The sequence below is a fragment of the Skermanella sp. genome, assembly GCF_059503625.1.
The window spans coordinates 1-11,054 of the sequence record NZ_JCACHA010000718.1; the positions used below are offsets into that span (position 1 = coordinate 1).

Consider the following 11,054-nt stretch of genomic DNA (forward strand, 5'->3'; position numbering starts at 1 on the left):
CCGGGACCGCCAGTGCCGCTCCACCGCCCGAACCCGACCGGGTCAGTACCGCCTGCCGCCATGCTCCACTAAATTGCATGCGGACCACTCGATGGGGGCTGGTCAGCACCGCCGACCTCGTGGACAATACGGTCACTCTTGTCACGATTGGTCATTGCTTCCCCCAGGCTTTTACTCTGCGTCAAACAATTCAAAGCGTTTGCAAGGGACAGGCGCCATCCCTGCGAGCTCATCGCGCTTGCGCATCTTGGCCACCGGGACGAAGGATCCCTGTGACTATGTTTGTTGATACGAGACTAAGCTGGTCACGACGCATTGCGCAACCGTCACCGGCAAGACTGGTTTGATCCATCTGGGTCTGCCGGAGACTGATGGCGTCCGACCATCTTTGGGCAGCGATCAAAGATATCACACTGGCCGTGCCGTTGCTCCAAATCGTCGTGTACGCGCACTGAGCAACAACTGGTTTGTCATTACCATCAGACTGGCCGCCGGGCTGTACCGGGTTTCTACCGCTTCTCGCTCCGCGCCTGAGGCGTAGTGCGGCCGTCGGTCCGTCATAGCGTTTCTCACGGGCCTTCCGCTGTGACACGCGCCACAGAGCATTCAGTTTCGACAAAAGAACATGATATGCAAGCGAGGGGGAGCGGACTAGGGCTTGGCGAAGGCCGGCAGCCTTGGCGCTGCGATAGCCTAGACGTGTGCCGCCGACAGGCGTAGGTTTTGGCACTCGCCGCAGTGAAGTGCTAGCGGGCCAACAGGCCGTGCGGACACCCTCACGCCCAGCGAGACAATCGATAAGAAATTTTAGGAGGAAAACGCATGAGCTTTCGGCCCCTGCATGACCGCGTTCTCGTCCGTCGCGTGACGGCCGAGGAGAAGACCCGCGGCGGCATCATCATCCCCGACACGGCCAAGGAGAAGCCGCAGGAAGGCGAGGTTATCGCCGTCGGCTCCGGCACGCTGAACGACAAGGGCGAGCTGCGCGCGCTCGACGTGAAGGCCGGCGACCGCATCCTGTTCGGCAAGTGGTCGGGCACCGAGGTGAAGCTCGATGGTGAGGAGCTTCTCATTATGAAAGAGGCCGACATTATGGGTGTTCTCGCGAGCAGCGCCGCTACGAAGTAAGCCGCTGGATAACAACCCACGCTGAAGCAAATACCAGAGAGGAATGAAACATGGCTGCGAAAGATGTTAGATTTGGCGCCAATGCGCGCGAGCGTATGCTACGCGGTGTCGATATCCTGGCCGATGCGGTTAAAGTCACCCTTGGTCCCAAGGGCCGCAATGTGGTGCTCGACAAGAGCTACGGCGCTCCGCGGATCACCAAGGACGGCGTGACCGTCGCCAAGGAAATCGAGCTGGCCGACAAGTTCGAGAACATGGGCGCGCAGATGGTGCGCGAAGTCGCCTCGAAGGCAAGTGACGTCGCTGGCGACGGCACCACCACCGCGACCGTGCTCGCCCAGGCGATCGTTCGTGAGGGGGCGAAATCGGTTGCCGCCGGCCTGAACCCGATGGATTTGAAGCGCGGCATCGACAAGGCTGTCACGGTGGTCGTTGAGGAGCTGCAGAGGAACAGCCGCAAGATCAATACCTCCGCCGAGGTGGCCCAGGTCGGCTCGGTGTCGGCCAACGGCGACTACGAGATTGGCGAGATGATCGCCCAAGCGATGGAAAAAGTCGGCAACGAGGGAGTCATCACGGTCGAGGAGGCCAAAAGCGTCACGACCGAACTCGATGTCGTCGAGGGCATGCAGTTCGACCGTGGTTACGTCTCCCCGTATTTCATCACAAACGCGGAGAAGATGACCGCGGAGATGGAAAATCCCTACATCCTCATATTCGAGAAGAAGCTTTCGAGCCTGCAGCCCATGCTTCCATTGCTCGAAGCGGTAGTTCAGAGCGGCCGCCCACTCATCATCGTTGCCGAGGATGTCGAGGGCGAGGCGCTGGCCACCCTGGTGGTGAACAAGCTGCGCGGCGGTCTGAAGGTCGCGGCCGTGAAAGCGCCGGGCTTCGGTGACCGCCGCAAGGCGATGCTGGAAGACATTGCCATCCTGACCAGCGGTGAGGTCATCTCCGAAGATCTCGGCATCAAGCTGGAGAGCGTGACCCTTGCTCAGCTAGGTACTGCCAAAACCGTGCGGATCGAGAAGGAGAACACCACGATCATCGATGGCGCGGGGGCCAAAGACGCTATCCAGGGTCGGGTTAGCCAGATCAAGGCGCAGATCGAGGAGACCACCTCGGACTACGATCGTGAGAAGCTGCAAGAGCGCCTGGCAAAGCTGGCCGGCGGCGTTGCCGTCATCCGCGTCGGCGGCTCGACCGAGGTTGAGGTGAAGGAGCGCAAGGACCGGGTCGACGACGCGCTGCATGCAACCCGCGCCGCGGTCGAGGAGGGCATTGTACCCGGTGGTGGTGTCGCGCTCGCCCGTGCGTCAAAGACGCTAGGCGACATCAAGACCGAAAACAATGATCAGCATGTTGGCATTGAGATCGTCCGCCGCGCCTTGCAAGCGCCGCTGCGGCAGATCGCCGAGAATGCCGGCCAGGACGGTGCCGTGGTTGCAGGTGAGGTGCTGCGCAACGACACCTATGCCTTCGGTTACGACGCCCAGGCCGACACCTACAAGGATCTGGTGGCGGCGGGTATCATCGATCCGACCAAGGTCGTGCGCACGGCACTACAGGGTGCAGCATCGGTCGCTGCGCTGCTGATCATGACCGAAGCCATGATCGCTGAGCGTCCGGAGAAGCAGCCAGCAGCAGGCGGTCCTCCGGGCGGTGGTATGGGTGGTATGGGTGGTATGGGTGGTATGGGCGGCATGGACTTCTAACCTTTACGACGCTGCGCGAACTCTTGAGGGCAGGCTGCAAAGCCTGCCCTTTCGTTTGAGTATTAGCAGCTGGCTCAACGAGCAGTTGGGGAAGCAGGCGTGCCGGCTCCAAGGGGGCGGCATGGCTCGGACCCATACTACCACAGCCAGCGTACCGCAGCGTGACGCTCGGCAGGGAGAATTACGCCGGCTTGTTGTCCAACAATGCCAGAGCATGCAGCAGCGCGTCGTGACGTGGCGGAGAATGCCCGACCGGCCGGAGACTACTTCGGCATTTTTATGCCGACATCAACACTCGTGGCCATACCAGCTCCAGGCGGGAAAGTCGGCAACGCGTCGGGGATAACGATCACTATAGCGCCGTAGATAACCAGGACTGCGGCCACGGCTCGAGCCGCCCAAAGGCCCCAGGGCAAACTTTTCTCAGCGAAGATGAGAACGGTGATGGCTGCCATTGCGGCGATGTTCATCATTCCAAGCGGGAACAGGATAATGAACAAAAGCCAGCAGCAACCAAGGCACCATCCCCCGTGAACTAGGCCCATCCGCAGAGCCCCAAGCATCCCGTCACGCCAGGAGGTCATGATGAAGCCGAGCGGCGTTCGGCACTTCGACAGGCAGATGTCCTTGAGAGGCGTGAGTTGGTAGAGTCCCGCAGCAATGAGGATGGCTCCACCAATGCGAGCGGTCGTGACTGCTGACAGCCCCAAGCGGGTCGCAGCTTCCTCGGCTACTACTGCCCCCAAGTAGGCGGCCAAACCCGCCAAGATCCAGATTACCATGTAACCGCCGACGAATATCCAGGTCGGCACGAAGGCTCGGCCTCGGCGCCGCCTGTCCGCCTGAACCCGGTTGAAGGCGAGGATCATGGGCGCAGCGGTAGGAAACATCATGGCGACCATCATTGTCACCCAAATCGCTAGGAACAGCGGTGCCTGCAGGCCCATGGTAGGCGAAGAGGCTACCATCTCCATCGCCATGTCGGGGTCCGTTGCGTGCCAAGCCAGCAGCCCCCAAGCAGCGGCCGCGAGGACGAGAAGCAGAACAAGAATGGCGTTGCGTTGCGCTGTGAGTGACATGGCCGCTGGCACCTTGGCCGGAGCACAATCCGTAGTGCGATTGCCCGGGGTCGACATCAAGCCTGTGCCGCGGATACTAGCTGGACCAACTGATCGGGGCGTAGTGTCCATTCTTACCAGAGTTGTTCCAGCGCATACCGTGATCGGCGAAGGTACTACCTGTGCCTCCTACGGCAAGCGCGAGCCTGTCCGGTGCCACGGGATGGCCCGCCGAGGTCCAGATTTCGCCGCCTGGGTGCATAGTCGGTAGCGGATCGACCGACATCTGCATGACGCTGGGGATTTCGGCGGAGCGAGTCTTGCCCTGGACGCTATACAGGATCGGCACCTTCTTGATTCCAAGATGTGTCCCCACGAGAGGGGCGAAGGCCGCCATCGGTCCGCCCTCGGTGCCGCTGAAAATGGCCTCGAGCGCCGCGCTCTGGCGTTCGTCGGCTCGCTCGTCGAAATAGACGGCCAGGGTCCAGCCGCCGTCCGCCATGGCGCCTGGGACGTGGCCGGCAACGACCACATTGAGGTCGTCAAGCGGCGTTCCGTCGTATCTGCCCTTCTCGATATGAAATGCGAGTGCCACGTCACAGACACCTTGCGTCGGTCGTGCTGTCAGTGGTGAGGCAGCCGAGATTAGGCATGGGCAGACCACATCGCAGCTGCAAGTTTCGAAGTAATCTCCGGTGAGCTGCCACTTCTTGCCTGCAGCCATTGCGACGCCCTCCATCGCTGTCGATCTCATTTGAGAGGCTGCACTTCTCAACGCAGCGCTGGAGTCACAAAGTCCGGCGTACCGCGCATACACCATGCCTGTTCACCACTGGGCAACGGTCTATGGTCCCTAACGAACTATATAGGCGAATAGACGTCATTAACTGCAACTTAATCCCCTGATCGCTGCGAAGCTTTTGTGCACAGCATCATGCGGGTCATAACTCTGCCTGCTCGTAGATGTTGGTGAACTGCACCAGCTCGGTCATTGAGCACCCAGCTGCCATGATAAGCGCCACGGCAGCGTCGATCTTCTGCTCCGGCTGCGCCTTCGTCGGGTATAGGTTGCCCCGGCGATCGGGTTTGCCCACGACGTTGCCGGTGCACCACTCCAGCACCGGATTACTGTCATGCTGGAGGCGGCCCGAGCGCATCGCAGCATCGAACTCGATGACTGCCTCGCTAAAGTTCTGCAGCGTCGGCCGGGGAAGGACAAGGTCTCTCCATTCCAGCACCCGATAGTATAAAATTAGGCCGCCGTCGCGGCCGACATCGGTACCGCCTGGGGACGATTGCGCAACGCAAGCCAAGCACCGCGTCCCATCAAAAAGAGATCCGATACCATCGCCGGGACCGATCCGACCGAGAGATTGTGTGCGAACCAGGGCACCGAGCAGGCGAGGATCAGGGCGCGGAACCGGGCCTTGTCGGTCTGCCAGCGGCCGCAGCAGGCGACTGTCGTCCCAAGCGCCGCGAACAGCGAGTGCCACCCCTCCCAAGACCACGCCGTCAGTGCCGCCACTGGCAGCAGAGCAACCAAGTAGAGCAAGCGCGCGACGCGAACGCCATTGCTATTCGGCGGACCATCGAGCGCCGCTGAGATCAGGGTTAGCAGCATGGTCAGCACCGTCAGGCTCGCGGCCGTCCAATGCTCCTGGAGAGCCCAGTGCAGGATGAACCCTGGTGCGGTTGAAATTTGGATTGCAAGCATCGCTCGGCGTGTCCGCGCAAACGACCACGTCAATGACCCGGCGAGGCCCCACGCCCCGCACAGACCCACCAGCGCATCGACAAACATGTCCCTCTGCCCCTCGGGGCCGCCCCCAGCCCCGCGCTAATATCGCACGCATGAGAGGAAAATAGCTACCATAGGTTGAGGATGGCTGCTGCGCGTCGAGCACATCGCTTCTCCACTTCGACTCAAAGCGACCTGGCAGGGCGGTCCCTGTGGACTTCAGCCCCAGGGACTTTGCGCCACGCCCAACGGCTACCCTCACTCCGCATCGGCTGCCAGATGACGGCGGCGAGCCTGCGACAACCGGCTGTTGCTCCGTGCGTTCCGGCTCGCCCGTGGAGTACTGCGCTCCTGCCCCAGCTCATCCGTTAGAGGAGGCATGCGATGACCGTTGCCCCAGCGCCCCCCGCGTACCGCCGAGCGGCCCTCGGTGCGATCGCTGCGTTGGGGCTGAAAGCCAGCGTGCGACCGTCCGGGGCACAGTCCATGGGTCCGGCCCTGGCTAGCAGGCCGGGGCACCTTATCCTTCTCGGCGACTCCGTACTCGACAACGGAGGCTACCTCCGGGGTAGCGGTCCTGATGTCGTGGGACAGCTGCGGAGGGAACTGCCGCGCGGCTGGCGGGCCACGCTCCTGGCAAGAGGCGGGTCGGTCGCGTCCGATGTGCCGGGCCAACTCGGGCGGCTACCGCCTGACGCCACCCACCTCGTCATCAGCGCGGGAGGTAACGACGCCGGACGGCAGGAGGGCGTCCTCGGCGAGCCGGCGCACAGCGTGGCCGACGGGCTTGCCAGGATTGCTGCCATCCGCCAGGCCTTTGCCCGCGATTACCGAGGCATGCTCGACGCGACCCTCAAGCTGGACCTGCCGCTTGCGGTCTGCACGATCTACGACCCGCGCTTCGCCGAGCCTAGTCGTCGTCAGGTTGCCGTGGTGGCCCTCGCCGCCTTCAACGACATCATCACCCGTGAGGCTTTCGCGCACGGCATCGCGCTCGTCGACTTGCGCCTCGTCTGCGACCGCGACGAGGACTTTGCCGCCCCGACCGGCCCCTCAATAGCTGGGGGCGCAAAGATCGGGGCGGCGATCTCCAGGTGGGCCGTCGGGCATGACCCTATGCGCCGCCACTCCGAAGTATTCGCCAAGGGAGAGCGTGGTCGCTGACCGGCTACTGCCGGGTATCGGCTGCTCGCCCCTTGACTCCCACAACAGAAGAATGCCGCGAGCCAGAGTGGCTTACGCCGATCACGCTTGGGTTCGCGAGTTGAGAAGGCTCCAGAGCCTCTGAGGAGTCGCCGGCATATCGACATGCAGAATGCCCCGCTCCTCAACCGCGTCCACAACGGCATTCATTACTGATGGCAGCGCACCTGCGCACCCTGCTTCACCGCATCCCTTCGCGCCCAAGGCATTTGTACGCGCGGGAACCGGGTGACTCGCAAAGCCGAAGGACGGAGCGTGCTCCGCGCGCGGCAAACAGTAATCCATATAGGATCCACTAAGCGGCTGACCCTCCTCATTATAAGCGGTCAGCTCCGTCAGAGCTTGGCCAATGCCCTGCATGATGCCGCCATGCGCCTGACCCGCCACCAGCATCGGGTTCACTAATACACCGAAATCATTGGCGGTGACGTAGCTCACCACAGCCGCCTCGCCGGTGTCGGGGTCGATCTCCACCTCGGCAACATGGCAACCATTAGGGAAGGCAGATTCCTCATATTGGTCGGTGTGAGACACATCGAGCGTACGCGGTAATCCGTCTGGCAGTTCCGCTATCCCACGCAGTTGCTTCGCTAGTTCCAGGATGCCGATCCCCCGGTCCGTGCCCACGATGCTGAACCGCCCGGAGGAGAACTCGATATCAGCAGCTGAGGCTTCAAGCACATGGGCCGCAGCCGCCTTTCCTTTCTCGATTACCAATGCGCTGGCCGATGAGAGCGCCGTGCCAGTCGCCATGATGGAGCGGGATCCGCCCGTGCCGCCGCCCGCGATCAGCAAGTCACTATCGCCCTGGCTCAAGCGGATGCGCTCGAAGGGGATGCCAAGCCGGTCCACGAGCACCTGCGCGAAGGGTGTGGCATGTCCCTGACCGTAGTCCAGCGTGCCCGTTAGGATGGTCACGCCACCATCCTCGTCGAAGCGAATGCCGCCCATTTCCTTAGAGGGCGGCGCCGTCACTTCGAGATACTGCCCAACCCCAATGCCGCGTAATTTTCCGCGCGCGCGGCTTTCGGCCCGCCGCCCGGCGAAACCATCCCAGTCGGCAGCGGCCAGCGCTTTCTCCAGAACGGCAGGAAAGTCGCCACTGTCGTAAAGCATCCCCGATGGCGCCTTGTATGGGATCTGGTCCGGCCGAATCTGGTTACGGCGTCGCAACTCCAACCGGTCGATCCCCATCTCCCGCGCAGCAGTCTCGACAAGCCGCTCCATGTAATAGTTGCCTTCGGGCCGTCCTGCACCACGATAGGCGCCAACCGGCGTGGTGTTGGTGAAGACGCAGCGCGTCGATACCTCCACCAGCGGCGTGCGGTACACCCCGACCACGTTCTTCACGGTATTGCCCGTGGAAGGTAACGTGGTCGCGTTACTCATATATGCACCGAGATTTCCGAAGCCGGACATCCGGACGGCGAGGAAGCGGCCTTCGGCATCCAGCGCCAGCTCCGCCAACATGTCGTGGTCACGTCCATGGCTGTCAGACAGGAAACTTTCAGTGCGCCCGTCCGTCCATTTCACCGGCCGACCCAGCTGCTTTGCTGCATGCAGAAGTGCGGGATACTCCGGGTAGACGCTGGCTTTCATTCCGAATGAACCGCCGACATTCCCCGTCAGCACATGCAGTGTCTTGGGTTCTACTCCCATCACTTTGGACAGATTGCCGCGCATGCCAAAGACGCCCTGGCTGCCCAGATGCAGGACATATCGCCCGTTCTCATAGGTCGCCAGCGCCGACCGCGGTTCCATCGGCGAGACGACTACGCGGCTGTTCCGGATGTGCAGCCGGGTGACATGCGCGGCCTGCTCAAAAGCGCTCGCCACGGCATCAGCATCGCCGTAATGGAAATTCACTACTTGGTTGCCTGGCACGTCCTCGTAGAGCAGCGGTGCATCCGAGGCGACGGCGGCGCGTGCCTCCGTCACTGCAGGCAGCGGCTCGATGTCCAACACCACAGCCTCGGCCGCGTCTCGTGCCTGCTTAGCAGTCTCTGCAACGACGATGGCCACCGGGTCGCCAACGAAGCGCACTTTGTCGGTTGTCATCACCGGCTGCTTCGGCAAACGGGCGGGGCTGCCGTCACGGTTTTTCTGCCCCACCGAGACCGGCATAGGACCGAGCCCAGCTGCCTCCAAATCGTGCCCTGTATAGATCGCCAGCACGCCAGGCATGGCGGCTGCCTCAGCCATGTCGATCCCGTTCAGTATCCCATGCCCATATGGACTGCGGACCATCACTCCATAGACTTGTCCGGCCAGGGAAAGATCATCCGTGTAGCGTCCTTCTCCCCGTAGCAGTACCGGATCTTCCTTGCGGGAGACGGGTTGGCCAATACCAAATTTGAGCAGCGAGGAATTGAGGGGGGCGTTCATGCGGGCATCCTCATAGGGCAGCAAACTGCCAGGGCACCCCCCAGCCGTCCCACATAGTTGGTCCGAGGTGCCGCATCTGCAAAGCCCCCGGGTTGCGCAGCATGTCTGCTCATGAGCGCAAAGTATGCTTTGACCGTACAAAACCACAGACCTGAAGGACCCATGTTCTACTCGGAAACGGCCCGACTTAACCGCGGAGCTTATACCGAAGCCCCCAAGCACTGCATCACGCCATCCACAACTCCGCCCGCTCGAAGATGCTGGTGAACTGCTCCGGCTCGGTCATCGAGCGCCCGACCGCCATGATGAGCGCCACAGCCGCGTCGATCTTCTGCTCTGGCCGCGCCTTGGTCGGGTACAGGTTGCCCCGCCGGTCGGGTTTGCCGACCACATTGCCGATGCACCACTCCAGCACCGGGTTGCCGTCATGCTGGAGGCGACCGGAGCGCATGGCAGCGTCGAGCTCGATGATCGCCGGCGAGAAGTTGGCAGTGGTTGAGCGGAACTCCACCATCTCGACCTCCTGCGCCCGTAGCCGCTGCGCCAGCTGCGTCGACTGCCAGGGGTCATAGCCAACGCTGACGATGCGAAAGCGCCGGCTCAGCTCCAGGATGTCGTCCTCGATGGCCTGGAAGTCGGTCTCGTTGCCCGGCGTCAGCACGAGGCGCTCAGCCGCCGCCCATCCCGGGTATGAGGCATTCCGTGCCTCGAGCACCGCCTCCTCGTTCAGGTAGCAGCGGGCGAAGGCGACATAGGTCGTCTTGCCTGTCTCTCGGCTGGTCTTGGGGAACACCAGAACCAGCGCCGCCAAGTCCGTGCGGCTGGCAAGATCCAGGCCGAGATGGCACTCCTGGCTCTCGAATTCCTCCAGCCGCAGGTCGGGGCTGCGGCACGCCTGCCAGGCGCGCATCGAGAACAGCGCCTCATCGGCGCCGGACCAGATGTTCAGGTGCCGCGTCCGGGCCGCCGTCTCCTGCGCCAGGTTGTTCCGCGCTTGTCGCATAATGGCGCGAATGGCGTCGGGCTGGACCGCCTGCCCCCAGCTCGGGTTGGCCTTGATCCAGGTCGCCTCGTCCCAGGGATCATCCTCCGGGTCGGCGGCATAGATCAGTGTGAACAGCCGCTCGTCCTGCTGAGCGTCCTCCAGCACCCGCACGCCATAGTCCCAGAGCTGCTTGCCAATGCCTGTCGTATTGCCAGTGGCGGTGCTGATAGAGAGCAGCAGCGGGTGCCGCCGCTTGCCCATGGCGGTCAGCAGCACGTCATAGACCTCGGAGGTCTTGTGCGAGGCGATCTCGTCGCAGACCGCCACCTGGACATTGAGGCCGTCCAGCGCCTTGGCGTCGGAGGAGACCGGCGCGAACTTGGACGCGGTCGCCTCCTGGTACAGCGCATTGGCGCCCACACCGACGCCGAACGCTTGCCGAAAGGCGCCGGTCTTGCGGACCATCTGCTGGGCGGCATCGAACAGGATCCGGGCCTGATCTCGCGTCACCGCCGCGGCATAGCCCTCGGCGCCGCCCTCACCCTCGACGAAGGTCAGATATAGCGCGATGGGCGCTGCCAGGGTCGTCTTGCCGTTACCGCGGGGGACGAAGACCACCGCCTGGCGGAAGCGGCGGGTCGTGGTGCCGCGCTCGACGAAGCCGAAGAGGTTGGCGAACACCAGCTTCTGCCACGGCATCAGCCGCAACGGCTGACCGGCCTCCGGTCCCTTGATGTTCGGCATCTGCCCAGCGAAAAGCAGCGCTGCCTCGACCAGATCGGGACGAAATGCCCAAGGCCCCTCCTCTGCCTCGGCGGCGGCCTTGTCGCGCAGGAAACGCG

9 protein-coding genes are annotated in these 11,054 nt (G+C 62.9%); 3 read left to right on the forward strand and 6 right to left on the reverse strand.

Annotated elements, in window-relative coordinates:
- Positions 1 to 822 precede the first annotated feature (822 nt).
- Positions 823 to 1,128 carry a co-chaperone GroES gene (gene groES / locus AC5JJ6_RS24145; protein WP_496044504.1) on the forward strand — a complete coding sequence of 102 codons (306 nt, stop codon included), beginning with the start codon at positions 823 to 825 and terminating at the stop codon, positions 1,126 to 1,128.
- A gap of 50 nt (positions 1,129 to 1,178) precedes the next feature.
- Positions 1,179 to 2,843, forward strand: a complete 1,665-nt coding sequence (gene groL / locus AC5JJ6_RS24150) for a chaperonin GroEL (protein WP_496044505.1) — start codon at positions 1,179 to 1,181, stop codon at positions 2,841 to 2,843.
- A gap of 263 nt (positions 2,844 to 3,106) precedes the next feature.
- Here groL and AC5JJ6_RS24155 read toward each other — a convergent pair whose 3' ends face one another.
- From AC5JJ6_RS24155 to AC5JJ6_RS24170, 4 genes are all read right to left on the reverse strand, one after another.
- Entirely contained in the window at positions 3,107 to 3,922 is an 816-nt protein-coding gene (locus tag AC5JJ6_RS24155) for a DUF2182 domain-containing protein (protein WP_496044506.1), read from the reverse strand.
- Positions 3,923 to 3,998: 76 nt separating this feature from the next.
- A complete protein-coding gene (locus tag AC5JJ6_RS24160; protein WP_496044507.1) occupies positions 3,999 to 4,721 on the reverse strand; it encodes a DUF1326 domain-containing protein in 723 nt (240 codons plus the stop codon).
- Between the two features lie 121 nt (positions 4,722 to 4,842).
- Positions 4,843 to 5,139, reverse strand: coding sequence for a terminase TerL endonuclease subunit (locus AC5JJ6_RS24165; protein WP_496044508.1), 297 nt, complete (start codon positions 5,137 to 5,139; stop codon positions 4,843 to 4,845).
- 14 nt (positions 5,140 to 5,153) lie between these two features.
- Positions 5,154 to 5,702 (reverse strand): YgjV family protein, encoded by a 549-nt coding sequence (locus AC5JJ6_RS24170; RefSeq protein ID WP_496044509.1) that lies wholly within the window; start codon positions 5,700 to 5,702, stop codon positions 5,154 to 5,156.
- Between the two features lie 423 nt (positions 5,703 to 6,125).
- Here AC5JJ6_RS24170 and AC5JJ6_RS24175 point away from each other — a divergent pair, with 423 nt between their 5' ends.
- Positions 6,126 to 6,803, forward strand: coding sequence for an SGNH/GDSL hydrolase family protein (locus AC5JJ6_RS24175; RefSeq protein ID WP_496044512.1), 678 nt, complete (start codon positions 6,126 to 6,128; stop codon positions 6,801 to 6,803).
- An 81-nt stretch (positions 6,804 to 6,884) separates the two neighbouring features.
- Here the strand turns inward: AC5JJ6_RS24175 and AC5JJ6_RS24180 are convergent, their stop codons facing one another.
- Both AC5JJ6_RS24180 and AC5JJ6_RS24185 read right to left on the reverse strand, forming a co-directional pair.
- Positions 6,885 to 9,227, reverse strand: a complete 2,343-nt coding sequence (locus AC5JJ6_RS24180; protein WP_496044510.1) for a xanthine dehydrogenase family protein molybdopterin-binding subunit — start codon at positions 9,225 to 9,227, stop codon at positions 6,885 to 6,887.
- A 226-nt stretch (positions 9,228 to 9,453) separates the two neighbouring features.
- On the reverse strand, positions 9,454 to 11,054 hold a 1,601-nt coding region (locus tag AC5JJ6_RS24185), incomplete at its 5' end, for a terminase large subunit (protein ID WP_496044511.1).

Excerpts from the sequence above, each read along its gene's own strand:
- AC5JJ6_RS24180 (WP_496044510.1), bottom strand. The coding sequence starts at position 9,227 with ATGAACGCCCCCCTCAATTCCTCGCTGCTCAAATTTGGTATTGGCCAA.
- AC5JJ6_RS24155 (WP_496044506.1), bottom strand. The coding sequence starts at position 3,922 with ATGTCACTCACAGCGCAACGCAACGCCATTCTTGTTCTGCTTCTCGTC.
- AC5JJ6_RS24160 (WP_496044507.1), bottom strand. The coding sequence starts at position 4,721 with ATGGTGTATGCGCGGTACGCCGGACTTTGTGACTCCAGCGCTGCGTTG.
- AC5JJ6_RS24170 (WP_496044509.1), bottom strand. The coding sequence starts at position 5,702 with ATGTTTGTCGATGCGCTGGTGGGTCTGTGCGGGGCGTGGGGCCTCGCC.
- AC5JJ6_RS24175 (WP_496044512.1), top strand. The coding sequence starts at position 6,126 with ATGGGTCCGGCCCTGGCTAGCAGGCCGGGGCACCTTATCCTTCTCGGC.
- groES (WP_496044504.1), top strand. The coding sequence starts at position 823 with ATGAGCTTTCGGCCCCTGCATGACCGCGTTCTCGTCCGTCGCGTGACG.
- groL (WP_496044505.1), top strand. The coding sequence starts at position 1,179 with ATGGCTGCGAAAGATGTTAGATTTGGCGCCAATGCGCGCGAGCGTATG.